11 protein-coding genes, 1 other RNA gene and 1 pseudogene are annotated in these 18,212 nt (G+C 68.5%); 8 read left to right on the top strand and 5 right to left on the bottom strand.

Annotated elements, in window-relative coordinates; genetic code table 11:
* The first annotated feature begins 84 nt into the window (after positions 1–84).
* The 5 genes and pseudogenes from EC839_RS00245 (at position 85) to phnE (ending at position 5,451) form a co-directional block, all read left to right on the top strand.
* Positions 85–2,013: a transglycosylase SLT domain-containing protein gene (locus tag EC839_RS00245; RefSeq protein ID WP_132831729.1), complete on the top strand. Its 1,929-nt coding sequence runs from the start codon at positions 85–87 to the stop codon at positions 2,011–2,013.
* 194 nt (positions 2,014–2,207) lie between these two features.
* Positions 2,208–3,056, top strand: coding sequence for a putative selenate ABC transporter substrate-binding protein (locus EC839_RS00240; protein ID WP_132831728.1), 849 nt, complete (start codon positions 2,208–2,210; stop codon positions 3,054–3,056).
* The gene (locus tag EC839_RS00235) at positions 3,053–3,862 is read left to right on the top strand and encodes a phosphonate ABC transporter ATP-binding protein (protein WP_132831727.1); all 810 of its coding nucleotides are present in this window, start codon (positions 3,053–3,055) and stop codon (positions 3,860–3,862) included. Before EC839_RS00240 ends, EC839_RS00235 begins: the two co-directional genes overlap by 4 nt.
* Positions 3,856–4,668 (top strand): annotated as a pseudogene (locus EC839_RS24445) (PhnE/PtxC family ABC transporter permease); the annotation flags it as partial. The gene EC839_RS00235 and the pseudogene EC839_RS24445, both read left to right, overlap by 7 nt.
* Before the next feature lie 51 nt (positions 4,669–4,719).
* On the top strand, positions 4,720–5,451 hold the full coding sequence (phnE, locus tag EC839_RS24440; RefSeq protein ID WP_256680910.1) for a phosphonate ABC transporter, permease protein PhnE: 732 nt from the start codon (positions 4,720–4,722) through the stop codon (positions 5,449–5,451).
* A gap of 214 nt (positions 5,452–5,665) precedes the next feature.
* Here the strand turns inward: phnE and selA are convergent, their stop codons facing one another.
* Entirely contained in the window at positions 5,666–7,075 is a 1,410-nt protein-coding gene (selA, locus tag EC839_RS00225) for an L-seryl-tRNA(Sec) selenium transferase (RefSeq protein WP_132831725.1), read from the bottom strand.
* A 276-nt stretch (positions 7,076–7,351) separates the two neighbouring features.
* Here selA and EC839_RS00220 point away from each other — a divergent pair, with 276 nt between their 5' ends.
* The 3 genes from EC839_RS00220 to EC839_RS00210 all read left to right on the top strand — a co-directional run bounded on the left by EC839_RS00220 (position 7,352) and on the right by EC839_RS00210 (position 9,228).
* On the top strand, positions 7,352–8,443 hold the full coding sequence (locus EC839_RS00220) for a hypothetical protein (RefSeq protein WP_132831724.1): 1,092 nt from the start codon (positions 7,352–7,354) through the stop codon (positions 8,441–8,443).
* Positions 8,444–8,504: 61 nt separating this feature from the next.
* Positions 8,505–8,579, top strand: a non-coding RNA gene (locus EC839_RS00215) — sX9 sRNA.
* A gap of 124 nt (positions 8,580–8,703) precedes the next feature.
* Positions 8,704–9,228, top strand: coding sequence for an ankyrin repeat domain-containing protein (locus tag EC839_RS00210; protein ID WP_132831723.1), 525 nt, complete (start codon positions 8,704–8,706; stop codon positions 9,226–9,228).
* Here the strand turns inward: EC839_RS00210 and EC839_RS00205 are convergent, their stop codons facing one another.
* The 4 genes from EC839_RS00205 to fdhE all read right to left on the bottom strand — a co-directional run bounded on the left by EC839_RS00205 (position 9,229) and on the right by fdhE (position 18,120).
* Positions 9,229–10,152 (bottom strand): SdiA-regulated domain-containing protein, encoded by a 924-nt coding sequence (locus tag EC839_RS00205; RefSeq protein WP_132831722.1) that lies wholly within the window; start codon positions 10,150–10,152, stop codon positions 9,229–9,231. It lies immediately after the preceding gene.
* 67 nt (positions 10,153–10,219) lie between these two features.
* Entirely contained in the window at positions 10,220–14,215 is a 3,996-nt protein-coding gene (locus EC839_RS00200; protein ID WP_132831721.1) for a Pls/PosA family non-ribosomal peptide synthetase, read from the bottom strand.
* Positions 14,216–14,446: 231 nt separating this feature from the next.
* Positions 14,447–16,708: a catalase/peroxidase HPI gene (katG, locus tag EC839_RS00195; protein WP_132831720.1), complete on the bottom strand. Its 2,262-nt coding sequence runs from the start codon at positions 16,706–16,708 to the stop codon at positions 14,447–14,449.
* 494 nt (positions 16,709–17,202) lie between these two features.
* Complete coding sequence (gene fdhE, locus EC839_RS00190) at positions 17,203–18,120, bottom strand: formate dehydrogenase accessory protein FdhE (RefSeq protein ID WP_132831719.1); 918 nt, start codon at positions 18,118–18,120, stop codon at positions 17,203–17,205.
* Between the last annotated feature and the right edge of the window lie 92 nt (positions 18,121–18,212).

Raw genomic sequence — 18,212 nt, 5'->3', positions numbered from 1 at the left:
AAGCTAGACTGCCCCGTGACGGTCGGCCGCTTGCCTTGCGCAGCGCGCGCCGCCCCCTCCGCATCCAGCTTTTACGGAATTCCCATGCGCGGTCGCCTGTTCGTCATCCTGCCCCTGCTCCTCGCTCCCCTGATCGGCTCCACCACCTCGCAAGCCGCTCCCCTGGAGCAGCAGCGGCAACTCTACGACCAGGCCAAGGCGGCGCTGGACCGCGGCGACGCCAGCGTCTACCTGGCCAATCGTGGTGACTTGCGCACCTATCCGCTGGAGCCCTACCTGGCCTATGACGAGCTGATCAAGCGCGTCCCCGGCGCCAGCGATGCCGAGATCGAGGCCTTTCTCGCCGAGCACGGCGATCTGCCGCAATCCAACTGGCTGCGCCTGCGCTGGCTGCGCAGCCTGGCCGATCGCGGCGACTGGAATCGCTTCGAGAAATACTATTCGCCGGACTTCAACTTCACCGAACTGGACTGCCTGCACGGCCAGTACCTGATCGCCCAGGGCAATGCCAGCGAGGGCTTCAAGCTGGCGGAGAAATACTGGCTGGTGGGCAAGGCTCAGCCGACTACCTGCGATGGCCTGTTCCAGGCCTGGGCAGCGCGCGGCCAGCTCACCGAGGAGCGGGTCTGGGAACGGGCCAAACTGGCCGCCGACAAGGGCGAATACGGCCTGGTGCGCACCCTGTCCGCCCAGCTGCCGACGCTGTCCGGCCAGGCCCAGCGGCTGATCGACGTGGCCCAGAAGCCGCAGCAGATCGCCAATGTCCAGGCCTTCGCGCCGGCCAGCGAGAGTCTCGCCGACGTGGTCGGCCTGGGCCTGCGCAAGTTGGCCCGCCAGGACCCGGAACAGGCCATGAGCCTGCTCGACGTCTATAGCCAGCGCATGCCCTTCACCCGCGATGAAAAGGTCGCCATCGCCCGCCAGATCGGCCTGACCCTGGCCAAGAACTTCGATCCGCGCGCCCTGCCGCTGATGGAGCGCTATGACCCCGAGCTGCGGGACGACGACGTCAGCGAATGGCGCGCCCGTCTGCTCTTGCGCCTGGGTCGCTGGAGCGATGCCCATGCGCTGATCGAGCGCTTTCCACCGAGCCTGGCCAAGGCCAATCGCTGGGAATACTGGCGCGCCCGCACCCTGGAGCTGATGCAGCCGCAGAGTCCGGCGGTGCAGCGCGAATACGCCGAGGTCAGTCGCGAGCGCGACTACTACGGCTTTCTCGCCGCCGACCGCAGCAAGGCGCCCTATCAGCTCAACAACAAGCCGCTGATGCTCAGCGACGCCCTCAAGCGCAAGGTGCGCAACACCCCCGGCGTGCAGCGGGCCCTGGAATTCATCGCTCGCGGCGAGCCGATCAATGCCCGTCGCGAGTGGTTCTATGTCAGCCGTCACTTCAACCGTGACGAACTGGTGGCCCAGGCGCGCATGGCCTACGACATGCAGTGGTACTTCCCAGCGATTCGTACCATCAGCCTGGCCAAGTACTGGGACGACCTGGACATCCGCTTCCCCATCGCCTATCGCGAGAGCTTCGTGCGCGAGGCCCAGACCCGCGGCCTGCACAGCAGCTGGGTGTTCGCCATCACCCGCCAGGAAAGCGGCTTCATGGCCGATGCGCGCTCCGGAGTGGGCGCCATGGGGCTGATGCAGCTGATGCCGGCCACCGCCAGCCATACCGCCAGCAAGTTCGCCATTCCCCTGGCCTCGCCGCAGCAGGCGCTGACCCCGGAAAAGAACATCCAGCTGGGGACCGCCTATTTGTCCATGGTCCATGCCCAGTTCAATGGCAACCGGGTGCTGGCCTCGGCCGCCTACAATGCCGGCCCGGGTCGGGTGAAGCGCTGGCTGACGGGCGCCCGCCACCTGGCCTTCGATGTCTGGGTGGAGACCATTCCCTTCGACGAGACGCGCCAGTACGTGCAGAACGTGCTGGCCTACGCGGTGATCTACGGGCAGAAGCTCAATTCTCCGCAACCGCTGGTGGACTGGAACGAGCGCTTCTTCGACGAGACCTGAGCGCTCGCCGGCCAGCCCTGATGCCACCGCAGCGGACTCGAACGCCTGTTTGGGTCCGCCCTACCGCCACCTAGAGCCTTTCCACCGCCCCGCCGCAGCCTCCGCAAGGCCTGCGGCGCCGTGGCGGCTGCGCAAAAGCGCGCCACCCCCTATACTGCAGCCCCTTTTTTTCCGCTATTGAACCGGAGAAACCCATGCTCAAGCGCTCGCTGGCCCTGGCAGCAGGCCTGGCCCTGTCCCTGACTTCCCTGCTCTCCCACGCCGCCGACGAACTGCGCGTCTCGGCCATTCCCGACGAGGCGCCCACCGAGCTGATCCGCAAGTTCAAGCCGCTGGGTGAATACCTGGAGCAGCGCCTGGGCATGCCGGTGAAATTCGTCCCGGTGTCCGACTATGCCGGCGTGGTGGAAGCCATGGCCTCGGATCGCCTGGACCTGGCCTGGTTCGGCGGCTTCACCTTCGTCCAGGCGCAGCGCAAGGCGCCGATGACGCCCCTGGTACAGCGCGCAGAAGATCAGCAGTTCACCAGCAAATTCATCACCGCCGACCCGGCCGTGAAGACCTTGCAGGACCTCAAGGGCAAGACCTTCGCCTTCGGTTCGGTCTCTTCCACCTCGGGCAGCCTGATGCCGCGCTACTTCATGCAGCAGGACGGCATCGTCCCCGAGCAATTCTTCTCGCGGGTGGCCTATTCCGGCGCCCATGACGCCACCGTCGCCTGGGTCGCCGCGGGCAAGGCCGATGCGGGCGTGCTCAACGCCTCGGTGTGGAAAAAGCTGGTCGACGCCGGCAAGGTCGATACCAGCAAGGTCCGGGTCATCGCAACCACCCCGGCCTACTACGACTACAACTGGACAGTGCGCGGCAATCTGGATCCGCAGCTGGCGGCCAAGATCAAGCAGGCCTTCCTCGACCTGGATCCGGCCAAGCCGGCCGACAAGGCGATCCTCGACCTGCAGGCGGCCAGCCGCTTCGTGCCGACCTCGCCGGACAACTACAAGAGCATCGAGGCTTCCGCCCTGGCGGCCGGCCTGCTCAAGTGAGTCTCGCCCTCAGGGGCGTGACGCTGGTACACGCCGACGGCTCGCCCGCCCTCGCCGATCTCGACCTCAGCCTGCAACAGGGTGAGCAGGTCGCCCTGATCGGTCCGTCCGGGGCGGGCAAGACCAGCCTGTTGCGCCTGCTGGCCACCGGGCTGCGGCCGGTCGCGGGTCAGCTGGAGCTGCTCGGCCAGGAGCCCTGGACCCTGGGCAACCGGGCGCGGCGCCTGTTGCGCGCCCGTATCGGCCTGATCCACCAGGCGCCGCCCTTGCCAGCGCGCCAGCGCGTCATCACCGCGGTGCTCGGCGGCCGTCTCGGCCAGTGGTCGCTGGCGCGCAGCCTGGTCAGCCTGGTGCATCCGCTGGATCGCGCCGGCGCCGTGGCGGCCCTGGCGCCGCTGGATCTCGCCGACCGTCTCTATGCCTCCTGCGATCAGCTGTCCGGTGGCCAGTTGCAGCGCATCGGCATCGCCCGGGCGCTCTATCAGCAACCCCAGCTGCTACTCGCCGACGAACCCGTGTCGGCCATGGACCCGGTGCTGGCCGCCCATACCCTGGAGGTGCTGAGCGACGCCGCGGCGCGTCAGGGCACCACCCTGGTCACCAGCCTGCACAACGTCGAATTGGCGTTGCAGCGCTTTCCGCGCATCCTCGGCCTGCGTGCCGGTCGGCTGCTGTGGGACAAGCCCGCCAGCGCGGTCACCCCGGCCGATCTCGCCGCGCTCTATGCCAACGAGGGCTTGAGTACCACCCTGTCGCCCGTCGCACCGGCCCCGGCCGAGACACCGCTCGACCTGCCACGATGCTGACCTCGCCCCACCAGGACCCGGCCACCCGGCCCCGTCTGCTGCTCACCCTGCTGGCCCTGCTGCTGGCCTGGCCGACGCTGCGCCTGGCGGAACTCGACCTGCTGGGCCTCTTCACCGGCGACAACGCCCGCACCATGGGCAACTTTCTCGCCGGCTTCTGGCCACCGGCCCATGACGTCGACTTTCTCGCCGTGCTCGGTCGCGCCACTCTGGAAACCCTGGCCATCGCCACCCTGGGGATGGCCCTGGCCGCGCTGATCGCCCTGCCCGCCGCCCTGCTCGCCACCCGCGTGCTGTCGATCTCCGCCCTGCCCCGCGGCGGGCGTCCCGGTCGCCTGCCGCGCCTGCTCCGCGGACTGGTGCGCGGGGTGCTGATCGTCCTGCGCAGCGTGCCGGAGATCGTCTGGGCGCTGCTGTTCGTCCGCGCCGTGGGCCTGGGCCCCACTGCCGGGGTGCTGGCCATCGCCATCACCTACGGCGGCATGCTGGGCAAGGTCTATGCGGAAATCTTCGAGTCGGTCGATCCGCGCCCGGCGCGGGCCCTGCTGCTGCAGGGCGCCGGTCGCCTGCAGGCCTTCGTCTATGGCGTGCTGCCCAATGCTGCGGGCGAGATGATTTCCTACAGCGTCTACCGCTGGGAGTGCGCCATCCGCGCCTCGGTGGTGATGGGCTTCGTCGGCGCGGGTGGACTCGGTCAGCAGGTCGATCTGTCGCTGCGCATGTTCGCCGGTGGCGAGGTGGCCAGCCTGCTGCTGACCTTCCTGGTGCTGGTGCTCCTGGCCGATGTGCTCAGTCGCCTGCTGCGCCAGGTGGAGCGTGGTCAGGGCCGGGGCCGTGGCGCTCTGACCGTGCTGGCCATGGGCGCTGCCCTGGCGGCGTCCGCCAGCTACCTGGGCACCGCCTTCGGCGAATTGCTGAGCGCTCGCGCCCTGGCGCAGATGGGCAACTTCCTCGCCGATTTTCTCAAGCCGGATTTCTCCCTCGCCCAGCTATCGGCCGTGGCCCACGGCGCGGTGGAAACCCTGGCCATGTCGGCCCTGGGTACCCTGCTCGCCGGACTGCTCGGCATCCTGCTGGCGCTGCCGGCGGCCGGTCGCCTTGGCCTGGGCGCCCTGGCCCTGGCGCGGCTGCTGCTCAACGCCCTGCGCGCCGTGCCCGAACTGGTCTGGGCGGCGCTGATGGTGCTGGCCGCCGGATTGGGACCCAACGCCGGCACCCTGGCCCTGGCCCTGCACACCGCCGGGGTACTCGGCCGGCTGTTCGCCGAAGCCCTGGAAAACACCCCCAAGGCGCCCGCCGAGGCCATTCGCCTGGCCGGCGGCGGCACGCTGGCGGCCTTTCTCTACGGCACCCTGCCGACGGTCTGGCCGCAGTTGCTGGCCTACCTGCTCTATCGCTGGGAAAACAACATCCGCATGGCCAGCATCCTTGGCTTCGTCGGTGCCGGCGGCCTGGGGCAGCAACTGTACTTCAGCCTGAGCCTGTTTCAGCAGGCCCAGGCCGCCACCGTGATCCTCGGCATGCTGGTGCTGGTACTGGGCGTGGATCTGCTGAGCAACTGGGCTCGGCAGCGCTGGGTCGTTCGTTAGAGCCTGTTCAAAGGCTGCTGCGCGTCGGCCAAACGGCGTTGAAAAGACCCTGGGTCGCCAGCCCCCCTAGGCGGCCCCGTCGCAATGCTCATTTACCACTCGTAAACTCGCACGCGAGCCCGGTCGAGCACGAGTCCGATCCGCTTCCTCAGGTCTTTTCGCGGGGCCGCCGAGGCCTAGTTTGGCTCTAGCTCGCGAGCCTTTGAACAGGCTCTTAGCGAATTTCCGGCAGCAGCAGCGCTGGCAATTGCGCGAGAAAGGCGGCTTCGTCGTCGAGCTGGCGCAGGTCCAGCCAGAGCGCATCGGCGTCGATACGCCCCACCACCGGGATGGGTAGCTGGCGCAGGCCTTCTTCCAATTGCCGCAAGGCACGCCCACGCAGGCGCTTGCTGACCTGGGGGCGACAGCACAGCGCCGCGCCGGGCAGGCGTGCCACCGGCTGGGCGCCACTGCCGATCATGCCCAGCGCCGGCTCCACGCTGACCGCGTAGGTCGCGCCCAGCACGGCGGCGAAGGCCGGCAGCAACCGCTCGGCCTGGGTGGTGATGGCCGCGGCCGGGCGCGACAGCAGCCTGAGGCTGGGCAACCGTTCGGCCAGTCGATCCGGATCGCGATAGAGCGCCAGGGTCGCCTCCAGGGCGGCCAGGGTCAGCTTGTCGACCCGCAGCGCTCGCTTGAGCGGATTCTTCTTGATGCGCTCGATGAGGTCGCGGCGACCGACGATGAGGCCGCATTGGGGACCGCCGAGCAACTTGTCGCCACTGAAGGTCACCAGGTCGGCGCCATCGCGCAGGGCCTGCTGCACCGTGGGTTCGGCGGGCAGCCCCCAGCGGGTCAGGTCCACCAGGGTACCGCTGCCCAGGTCTTCCAGCAGAGGGACGTTATGGGCGCGGGCGATGGCGGCCAGCTCCGCCGTGGCCACGCTGGCGGTAAAGCCCTGGACGCTGTAGTTGCTGGTGTGCACCCGCATCAGTAGCGCGGTGCGCGGGCCGATGGCGGCTTCGTAGTCGCGGGCATGGGTGCGGTTGGTGGTGCCCACCTCCACCAGCTTGACCCCGGCGCGGGCCATGATGTCGGGGATGCGAAAGGCGCCACCGATCTCGATCAGCTCGCCGCGGGACAGCACGCCCTCCTTGCGCGCACCTAGGGCATGCAGGGCCAGCAGGACCGCCGCGGCGTTGTTGTTGACCACGGTCACCGCCTCGGCGCCGGTGAGTTCGCGTACCAGATCGGCGACCAGGTCGTCGCGATCGCCGCGCTTGCCGGTGGTCAGGTCGAATTCCAAATTCATCGGCCGACGCGCGGCCTCGGCTACCGCGGCGATCGCCTCTTCCGCCAGCAGCGCCCGCCCCAGGTTGGTGTGCAGAACCGTGCCGGTGAGGTTGAACACCCGCCGCACCCGCGGCTGGCTGTGCAACGCCAGGCGCTCGCCCAGGCGACCGGCCAGCACGCCCTCCTCCACCTCCACGGCGGTCAGGGTGCCGGCCCTCAGGGCCTCGCGCAGATCGTCCAGCAGCGAGCGATAGCCGCCGAGGACCTGCTCGCGACCATGGCGCTCCTCCAGCGGACGCGAAGCGGGATGGCGCAGCAGGCGGTCGATGGACGGCAGGCGGATGGCGGTCATGGGAGCCTCTTGGGTCGAGTCGACCCCCAGTGTAGCCCGAACCCGCGGCGGGTCGACCAAGGAAGCCGGACTGCCGCAGGCTCGTCCCGCTCTGGGAGGAAGCGGCCCCAACCCGGACCCGGGGCGTCCGGAAATGACCCCCGGGTTCCCGGTTTGCCGCGTGCCAGAGCCCGTCCTAGGATGGTTTCGCGGGCTCTTTCCAGGCACCTGCCACGGTTCTGGCGTGGAGAGCCCTGGCCACCACGTCCACCTCACGACAATAACAAAGGTGCCGTCATGTCCAAGAAATCCTCCCTCTGGGCCGGCGATGGCCTGCTCGACAACAGCGACATCGTCAGCCTCGGCAACTTCACCTACCTGCACACGCTGAAAGGCGCCGCGGCCACGCCGCTGGCGCAGACCCACTCGGCCAGCACCCCCACCGTCAGCGAATTCCTCAACGGCGCCATCAGCGAGTACGTGCTGGGTGGCACGCCCGACGGCATGCGGCCGTTCCTGGTCGATGGCCAGCAGCTGACGCTGCACAACTCGCTCAACGGCGCCACGGCCCATACCTGGATCACCGCCGAGAACCAGGTGCTCATTACCTATGCCGGCACCACCAGAGGCGAGAATCTGCTGATCGATCCCCTGTCCACCGCGGGTGGCCTGCTGAGCGATCTGCAGATCCTCGGCCAGCAGGTCTCCAGCGCCCAGCGGCAGTCGCTGGACTTCGCCCACCAGGTGATCGAGGCGGCGGCCAAGCAGGGCTATGGCACCCAGGACATCTTTGTCACCGGCCACTCCCTGGGTGGCATCTCGGCGGCCTACGTCGCCCAGCAGACCGGTCTCGGCGGCATCAGCTTCGAGGCTTCGGGCATTCCCCGCGATGCTCAGGCGGTCGGTCACGGGGGCAATTTCGTCAATGTGGTTACCCTGGGCGATCCGGTGGCCAACTACAGCTCCGACATCCGCGGCGAGCAGCCCTTCGCGCCCAGCTTCGTCAGCCAGGCCGAGGGTGGCGGCAGCCTGCCGCACTATGGCTCGCTGTTTTTGATCGGTGCCCAGGCCGACCAGCACGACCTGAGCCAGGCGGCGGCCAAGGTCGGCCACCTGTTCAACGGCGACAACGGCGGCCAGGTCAATTCACTGGGAGCGGCCCTGCATCCGCTTAGCGTCGCCGCCGGAATCGCCGAAGCGGCGCGCCTGATCGCCGAATTCCATCTGCCGGCCGCCGAGTACACCAACCTCGGCGTGACCCCTACCGGCGGCTTTCTGGACACCCTGCCGACGCAGATCGGCACGGCCCATGGTCCGGTGCTGATGGTCGGCAACTACAGCGTGGCGGAATTGCAGGCCTACGCCGAGACCCACGCGACCTTCGGCTGAGAGCCGCTTATAAAACTACTGCGCGTCCGCCATACAGGCACGTGCGGTGCTCGGAATCCTCATGTACTACTCGTACACTCCGATTCCTGCGCGCCGCACACACCTGTCTGACAACCGCTCGCGACGTTTTATAACCGACTCACGCTTTTGCGGCGGCCTTGTTTCGCCGCCGCAGGAGAACTCCCTCCTGCCGTTCGGGTCTGCCCTCCTATCGTCCGGGACCCCGAGGGTCCCGCCCGCCTTTAGCCCAGGAGAACCCCATGACCGCAGACGGTCCTCAGCGCATGACCGATGAAGAAGCCCAGGAATTCGCCACCGAGGTGTTCAACCTCGCGCGCACCGGCAATGCCGAGGTGCTGGCCCTGGTACTGGAAAAGGGGCTGACGCCCAATCTGCGCAATCACAAGGGCGACAGCCTGCTGATGCTGGCCAGCTACCACGGTCACCTGGAGGCCAGTCGCGTGCTCCTGGAGCACCAGGCCGACCCGAACCTCGCCAACGACATGGGCCAGTCGCCCCTGGCCGGCGCAGCCTTCAAGAACAACCTGCCGATGGCCGAACTGCTGCTGGAGCACGGCGCCGCCGTGGAAGGCGCCATGCCCGACGGCAAGACCGCGCTGATGATGGCGGCCATGTTCAATCACGTGCAGATGGTGGAATTGCTGGTCGCCCGCGGCGCCGACCCCAAGGCCCGGGACGCCGCCGGCAACACGGCGCTGAGCGTGGCCCGCGCCATGGGCGCCCAGGACACCCCCGCCGTGCTGGAGCGACTGGGCGGCGTCTGATCAGCGCTTCTGGTAGCGATAGAACAGGTTAGGTTCGCTGACCACATAGAGGTTGCCGGCCGTATCCAGGGTGACGCCTTCGGGCTGGCGGATCCGCCGTGACAGGCCGCCGAAGGGCGCCACCAGTGAACGGGTATCCAGGGTATGGCCCTGGTCGTCGAGCTCGATCAGCACCCGCGATTCGTCGCTGAGCAGCAGCAGGTGGCCGGTGCGGCGATCGACATGGACCGCGGACAGGTCGCCGGTGCGGGGTGCCTGGTCCAGCCAGGCCTGGCGATCGATGATGCGCAGGGCGAAGTCGCCGTCGAAGCTCCTGAGCAGGCCACGGATTTCATAGAGCTTGCGCGGCGAGTGTTCCTTGACCACGAACAGGCGATCGCGGGCGGCGTCGTAGTCCAGGCCTTCGAAGCCCTGGTTGGCGCGGGGGAAGAGATCAAGGGTCAGGCTGCGGTAGTCCTTGCGCCGGAGCACGTCGTCGCCCTCGGGGATGCCCACCAGGGTCAGGGCGTTGGCGCCCTCTTCCGCCAGCAGCAGGCGGTCGTTACCCAGATAGGTCACGCCTTCGACGTCGTCGACGCCTTCCAGCCGATGGCGTTGCAGCAACTCGCCGTCCCGGCTCAGGGCCAGCAACTCCGGCGGATTGTTGACCACCGCCCAGAGGCGATCCCGCTCCGGGTCATAGCTGAGGTCGGACAGGTTCTCGGTGACGCCGGCCACCGGCTTGGCCTCCACCGCCACCCGGTAGCGACCGAGTTCCAGGGACGTATGGGGTTCGCTCTGCCACTGCTGGCCGAGCCAGAACAGCAGCTGGCTGTCCAGGTGGCTGCTGCGCAGGCCCTGGGTCATCCCCAGTGCCAGCAACAGGGCCAGGCCCAGCAGCCAGCCGGTCCGTCCGATCCTGATCCGTCGTACCCACGCCGTCATCGCCCTACCCCGTCATTGTTGTACGGGGCGGAGTATCCAGGGCTGTCTTTATGGTTGTGTGACAGTCCTAGCGCCGGGGCTGAACGGGGTTGCCCTCCCAGCGCGAGCGATCCGGCAGGGTTTCGCCCTTCATCACCAGCGACAGCGGGCCCAGTTCCACGTCGTCGCCGACGCGGGCGCCATAGAGCACCACGCTGCGCGGCCCCAGGTTGACGCCCTTGCCCAGCTCCACCTCGCCGACCTTCATCACCCGGTCTTCGAACAGGTGGGTCTGGGGCCCGGCCAGGGCGTTGAGTTCGCCGTGGTCACCGAGGCGCACGCAGTCGAATTCGGTGAGGTCGGTGGTATCCAGGTAGGTGCCGCGACCTAGGCGTGCGCCGAGCAGGCGCAGCGCCAGCGGCAGCCAGGGCGTGCCGCGCAGGGTGCCGAGCAGATTGGGCACCGCCAGGGTTTCGTAGAGGCTGGTGATGGCTTCGCTGCGCCAGACGAAAAAGGTCCACATGGGCGCCGAACGCGGGCGATAACGGCCTACCACCAGCCACTTGAGCCCCAGCACCACCAGGAAGCTGGCCAGGGCGAAGGCGCTGCCGGCCAGCAGCGTCTCGCCGAGCAGCTGCAGCCAGGCGCCCTGCTGCCACAGCGGCACCAGGGCCTCGGCGATGGCGCAGCCGGCGGCCACGGTGAAGCCGGTGGGCAGCACGATGCGCAGGGCCTCGATCAGGCCACGCGCCACTCGGCGCCAGGGGGCCGGGCGGAAGGTCAGGCTTTCCGGGTAGCCGGTCAGGGTTTCCCGCGCCGGCAGCCGGACCGCCGGCGAGCCGAGCCAGGTTTCGCCCTGGCGCAGGGGCACGCCTTCGTCGAGTCGACCCAGGACACCGATCAGGGCGTCTTCGGGGATGTGGCAGCCGTCGGCGACATAGGCGCCATTGCCGACGAAACTGCGCCGGGCGATGGAGGTGCGTCTGAGGGTCATCCAGCCCTGGGCGACCTGTTCGTCACCGAGCATCACGGCATCGGCGATAAAGGTCTCGGCGCCCAGCTCAAGCAGCGAGGAGACCGGGCCCTGGGCGGTGGAAATCTCCGCATCGCGACCGACCCGGGCACCCAGCAGGCGATACCAGAGCGCCGAATAGACCGTGGCATAGAGGCCCTGCAGACTCTGCAGCGCCGACTCCTGGATCAGGTTGGCCAGCCACTTGCGCCAGTAGAAGAGGCTGTCGACCGACCACTGGCCTTCTTCCAGCCGCGGCAGGATCAGCCGCCGCGCCAGGGCGCAACCAAGCAGGGTCAGGGCGACGCTGACCACGCCCAGCGGCAGGGCCAGTACCCCGTATTGCAGGGCATCGAGCAGCAGCGAAGAGGTGTGCCACCAGGGCAGTCCACCGAAGCTTTCCAGTTCGTCGATCAGCAGCGCCAGGGGAAACAGCGGCATGAAGAACAGCACCGAGACCACCAGACCGCTGAGGGCATAGAGCCCTTTGAGCAGGGCACGCTGGGCACCGGACACCGGGACCGGCGGCAGGACGCGGGCACCGGCGGCGCCCTGGTCATGGGCCGGTGCGCCGCCCCAGTGGCGGCCGGCGGGGATGCGCTGACCGCTGCGCAGGGCGGACTGGGCCTGCAGGCGCGCGCCGTCACCGACGGCGGTGTCGCCTTCGAGGATGGCATAGGAGCCGACCTGGGCTTCGCGACCCAGGGTCACGGCGCCGAGCAGCAATTCGCCGCGCAGCACCCGGGCATTTTCGAAGTTGACGCCATTGCCCAGGCTGGCGCCCTGCCCCAGGGTCAGCAACTCGGGGACGCGCAGGGTCAGGGTACCGACGAAGGCCTCGGCGCCGACCTGAGCCCCGAGCAGGCGCAGCCAGCCCCGTGCCAGCGGCGAGCCGCTGAGCAGGTAGGCCGGCGCCAGGGCGAGAAAGCGCTCACCCAGCCACCAGCGGTAGTAGGTCAGGCCCCAGAGCGGATAGCGACCTGGCTGCAGGCGCCCGGTGAGGCGTTTGCCCACCACGGCCACGGCGAATTCCAGGCCGATGGCCAGGACGAACAGACTGAGAGCGGTCAGCATCGCCAGGGGCAGCGCGGTACCGGAATGGATCAGCAGCGGGAAGGCCAGGAAGGGCGCCAGCCAGCGACCCAGACGCAGGGTCAGCAGCGGGGGCAGCGCCACCGCCTGGGCCAGGCCACAGCGCCAGCGCCGCCAGCGGCTGGGCGGCGCCCAGGCCTCGGTGGCCGTCGTCGCGCCCGCTTCGGCGGCGTCGGCCTCCAGGGCCTCGGCGATGGCGCCCAGGGTGCGGCCGGCATAGACCGCCTTGACCGTGGCACTGGCATAGCGCGGATCCTGGCGCAGGCGCGAGACCAGGCGGGCGGCGAACAGCGAGTGCCCGCCCAGGTCGTCGAAGAAATCCATCTCGGCGTGCAGCGGCTGACCGGGGAAGAGTTCGGCGGTGGCCACCAGCAGCGCACCCAGGGCGCCACTGGCCGGGGCGACCGGCGCCACGGCAGCGATGGCCAGGGGGCGGGCCCGCAGCTGCTTGCGATCGATCTTGCCGGAATTCAGCCGTGGCATCTCGCCGAGCCATTCGAAGCGACTGGGCACCATGTACAGCGGCAGGCAACCGGCCAGCTCGGTGCGCAGCAGGTCGCTGCGCGGCAGCGGGCCGCCATCGCCGACCAGGAAGGCCACCAGCTGCTCCACGCCGCCCTCTTCGCGCAGCACCACGGCCACGGTCCCGACGCCGGGTTGCCGGGCCAGGGTGGCTTCGATCTCGCCCAGTTCGACGCGATAGCCGCGGATCTTGACCTGGTCGTCGACGCGGCCCAGGCAATGCACCTGGCCGTGTTCGTCGACCCGTGCCAGGTCGCCGGTGCGATAGAGCTTGAGGTCGTGGCTGCCGGTGCTCCAGGGATTGGGCAGGAATTTCTCGGCGGTCAGCTCCGGGCGGCCCAGGTAGCCATCGGCCACGCCGGGACCGGTGATGCAGAGTTCGCCCACCTGATCGCGCGGCAGCAGCGCCAGCGGCTGGCTGGCATCGGCAGGCACCACCAGCAGGCTGTAGTTGGGCAGCGGGCGGCCGATGGTCACCGGCTCGCCCGGTTGCAGCTGCGCCAGACTCGCCGAGACGGTGGCCTCGCTCGGGCCATAGGTGTTGAACAACTGCCGCTGCGGTCGGCTCCAGCGCGCCACCAACGGTTCGGGGCACATCTCGCCGCCGAGGTTGATCAGGCGCAGGCTGGGGACGTCTTCCGGCAGCAGCGCCAGCAGGGTCGGCACCACGTGCAGCACGCTGATGCGGTTGGCGGTCAGGGCGCGGGCCAGTGCCTCGGGATCGGCGGTGATCTCCCGCGGGGCCAGCCAGAGGGTGGCGCCCACCAGGTAGCTGATCCAGATCTCTTCGAAGGACATGTCGAAGGCCACCGAGAACCCCTGGTAGACCCGATCGCCGGCCTCGATACCGAGCAGGGAATTCTCGCTGCGCAGGAAGTGGCAGATGCTATCCTGGCGGATGCCGATGCCCTTGGGCTTGCCGGTGGAGCCGGAGGTGTAGATCAGGTAGGCCAGGTTGTCCGGAGAGACCAGGCCGCGCCGACGCAAGGTTTCACCCTGGGCCAGGGCGGCGCCCAGCGCGTCCGGGGTCCAGCACTGCAACCCGGGACGCGCCAGCAGATCGGCGAAGGGCGCCCCGGTGATCACCCCCACCGCCTGGGCGTCTTCCAGGCACAGGGCCACGCGGTCGGCCGGGGTTTCTGCATCGCAGGGCAGCCAGGCGGCGCCGGTCTTGGCGATGGCCAGTTGCATCACCAGCAACTCGATGCCGCGCGGCAGCCAGAGGCCGACCACGCGGCCGGGCCCGGCGCCGGCGGCCAGCAGCCGCGAGGCGGCGCGGTCGGCCCAGGCGTTCAGTTCGCCGTAGCTCAGGCTGCGCTCGCCTTCGAGCAGGGCGGGCCGCTCCGGCGCCCGCGCCGCGGTGGCCTCGAACAGATCGGCGAGGACTTCATCGCGGCACAGATCGGGGCGAATGGGGCCTTCGACCAGACTGAGGGAGAGTTCGGCAAGCGCTTCCATGGGGGACAGCCTCTGGGTGTTTAGCGCAGTTTGTATCTCCCGGGTTACGCGCTCCTTAAGGCGCGCTTAGGGTTTGCTTAAGGCTGGCGGACCCTCGCCTCGCGGGTGCCGGAATGGCTCCACGCTGCGCCTTCCACTCGATTCGCCATCGATCGGCGATGGACGGTGGTTCGCTGGCGAGGCCAAAAAAAACGCCTCCCGAAGGAGGCGTTTTCAGTCATCGCATGGCGATCAGCGCAGATCGAACCGATCCAGTTCCATCACCTTGGTCCAAACCTTGACGAAGTCCTTGACGAACTTCTCCTGGGCGTCGGCACTGCCGTAGACCTCGCTCAGAGCGCGCAGCTGGGCGTGGGAGCCGAACACCAGGTCGACCCGGGTACCGGTCCACTTCACGGCACCGGTCTTGCGGTCGCGGCCTTCGAAGGTGGTCTTGTCCGGACCGGTGGCCTTCCACTCGGTGCCCATGTCCAGCAGGTTGACGAAGAAGTCGTTGGTCAGGGTCTGCGGCCGCTGGGTGAAGACGCCATGCTTGGCGCCGCCGACGTTGATGTCCAGCACGCGCAGGCCGCCCAGCAGCACCGTCAGTTCCGGCGCGGTCAGATTGAGCAGGTGCGCCTTGTCCACCAGCAGGAACTCGGACTTCACCTTGAACTGACCGCCGACGTAGTTGCGGAAGCCATCGGCCCAGGGCTCCAGATGCCCGAAGGACTCGACATCGGTCTGCTCCTGGGAGGCGTCCACGCGGCCCGGGGTGAAGGGTACGGTGATCGAGTGACCGGCTGCCTGAGCGGCCTTTTCCACCCCGACGCTACCGGCCAGCACGATCAGGTCGGCGATGGAGACCTGCTTGCCCTGCCCCTTGAAGTCACTCTGGATGCCTTCCAGCACGCCTAGCACCTTGGCCAGTTGCGCCGGCTGGTTGACGGCCCAGTCCTTTTGCGGCGCCAGGCGCAGCCGGCCGCCGTTGGCCCCGCCGCGCTTGTCGGAACCGCGGAAGCTGGAAGCCGCCGCCCAGGCGGTACCGACCAGTTCGGACACGCTCAGACCGGAGGCGGCCAGCTTGTCCTTGAGTGCCTTGACCTCGGCTTCGCCCAGCGGCGCGCCTTCGGCCTTCGGCAGCGGGTCCTGCCACAGCAGTTCCTCGGCCGGGGTTTCCGGGCCCAGGTAGCGGGCCAACGGACCCATGTCCCTGTGGGTCAGCTTGAACCAGGCGCGGGCGAAGGCATCGGCCAGCTGGTCCGGGTTCTCCAGGAAGCGCCGGGAGATCTTCTCGTAGGCCGGATCGAAGCGCAGCGCCAGGTCCGAGGTCAGCATGGTCGGCTGGTGACGCTTGCTGGGATCGTGGGCATCGGGCACGGCACCGGCGCCAGCGCCATTCTTCGGCCGCCACTGGTGGGCACCGGCCGGGCTCTTGAACAGCTCCCACTCGAACTTGAACATGTTCTCGAAGTATTCGTTGCTCCAGCGGGTGGGCGTGGAGGTCCAGGTCACTTCGAGGCCGCTGGTGATGGTGTCGGCGCCCTTGCCGGTGCCGTAGCTGTTGTGCCAGCCAAAGCCCTGCTGCTCCAGGTCGGCCGCTTCCGGCTCGGCGCCGACGCTGGTGGCCGGGCCCGCACCGTGGGTCTTGCCGAAGGCGTGGCCGCCGGCGATCAGGGCGACGGTTTCCTCGTCGTTCATGGCCATGCGGCCAAAGGTCTCGCGGATGTCGTGGGCCGAGGCCACCGGATCGGGATTACCGTTGGGACCTTCGGGGTTCACGTAGATCAGACCCATCTGCACGGCAGCCAGCGGGTTCTCCAGCATGCGGCTGGAACCCAGGTTGCGGCTCTGCTCGACCGGATGCTGCTCGGGCTGCGCGGTCAGCACGCCGTCACCGGGCTGCTCCATCTGCTTGTGCTCGCCGTAGCGGACATCACCGCCCAGCCAGACGGTTTCCGAACCCCAGAACACCGCGTCGTCCGGTTCCCAGACGTCCTGGCGCCCGCCGGAGAAGCCGAAGGTCTTGAAGCCCATGGATTCCAGGGCGACGTTGCCGGTGAGGACGATGAGGTCGGCCCAGGAGATCTTGCGGCCATACTTCTGCTTGACCGGCCAGATCAGCCGGCGCGCCTTGTCCAGGCTGACGTTGTCCGGCCAGCTGTTGAGCGGCGCGAAGCGCTGCTGACCCTGACCGGCGCCGCCACGGCCGTCACCGACGCGATAGGTGCCGGCGCTGTGCCAGGCCATGCGCACGAACAGCGGGCCGTAGTGGCCGAAGTCGGCGGGCCACCAGTCCTGGGAATCGGTCATCACGGCGCGCAGGTCGGCCTTCACGGCTTCCAGGTCGAGGCTCTTGAATTCGGTGGCGTAGTCGAACTCCTCGCCCATGGGATCGGAAAGCGAGGAATGCTGGTGCAGGAAGTTGAGATTGAGCTGGTTCGGCCACCAATCCTTGTTGGTGGTACCGCCGCCGGCGGCGTGATTGAACGGGCACTTGGATTCGGTCGACATCTTCTTGGCTACCTCAGGGTCTTGTTCATCCGGTTGTCAGCCGCGACAGCAGCACGGCCTGCAGAAGGCGAGTTCCGGTCGCGTCGGCCTAGGGGCTCGACAGGCACCGAGGCCGGCGTCTAGCCGGCTCCGGGGGAAGCCCCACCATGGGCGAAGCGGACGTTGCGGTCATTGTTATCCCCTCATCAGATGGGCACACCGACGAAGCGGCGCAATATCCATACTAGACGGGTTGGCCGTCCGGTGTGATAGAAGGTTTTGTGCCCTTCGATAGACTGGCTCTGCAAGATGACCCCGCGGTGACAGAACACCATCGGCCGACTCTTGGCGCGATAAGCAGCGTTGGTGGCCGCTTCGCCGAGGTTCGCGCGGCTTGGCTCCACGAAGCGCAAACGGAGGTGTGTGCGCCTCCAGTGACCGGGCCAGGCAGCCCGCCATATGCGGATACAGAAGAAGCGGCGACCGCCGTGCCCTGGGCGGTCGCCGTACCCGGTCTAGCCCGGGGCGAACAGCAGGTTGGGCGCGTGGCGCTCGTAGCCCTCTTCCGCCAGGCGTACGTCCAGCGCCAGGCTGGCGAGGTCGGCGGACAGGGGCTCGCTGCGGGCGTCGTGGTCGCGATAGAGGTGCTTGAGGTAGGTCTTGCAGTGGGCGCAGGTCTCGGCGCGCAGCGGGGCCTTCTGGGCATTGGCGTCGTCGGTGCTCAGGGAGTAGTAGCCCAGGCCCTTGCCGGTCTCGCAGTGGCTGCACTTGACCCGCACGAAGTGCCATTCGCAGGCGCACAGCGAACAGGTGAGGTACCTCAGGCCATTGGCCTTGCCCAGGTGATGGATGACCCCGGCCATGGGTGGCGCGCCGCAGCAGGGGCAGGCCGTCTGGCTGCCCTGTTCGCGCAGGGCGCTGAAGTCGCTGCGCTGCAGCCAGTGGGTCCAGGCCACCTGCAAAGCTGCGCCAAGGAAGGGCACCACGCCGGCCGGCACCAGCTCGTAGCTGCCCGCCAGCAGGGCGATGGCCCAGGCCTTGCGCTGGCCGGCATCGGCCTGGCGCAATTCGTCCAGGGCGGCCTGCACCGGCGCCTGCGCGAGCGTGAGGCTGTCCAGCAGGGCATCCAGCGCGGGCAGCCAGTCGCCGTCGCGGACCAGGGTGTCGTAGCCCAGGGGCGGCAGGCCGTGCTGCAGACTCCGGGCGCTGCGCGCCTCGTCCAGCGGCAGGGGCGCGAGATGGTCGAAGACCCCTTGCTGGGCCTCGCACACCTCGGCCATCAGCAGGAGGTAGTCGCCCAGGGCATTGCAGGCGGCCAGCAGGCGCAGGCGGTCGGCGCGATAGCCGAACAACTCGCCACCGGGCAGTAGGATGAAATCGGGATTGACGGCCGCGGCTTCGATTTCGCCGGGCTCGAGGATCTGGCCCGCCATGGCAGGGCTCCTTAACAGAACGATGGAAGAGAAAGGATTCAGGATAGCGGGCGGGTTGAGATGTTGGGCCCCTGCCCCTCACCCCAACCCTC

Source organism: Pseudomonas sp. JUb52, assembly GCF_004341115.1.
Classification (GTDB): domain Bacteria; phylum Pseudomonadota; class Gammaproteobacteria; order Pseudomonadales; family Pseudomonadaceae; genus Chryseomonas; species Chryseomonas oryzihabitans.
This window is presented reverse-complemented; position numbering and strand designations above follow the sequence as displayed.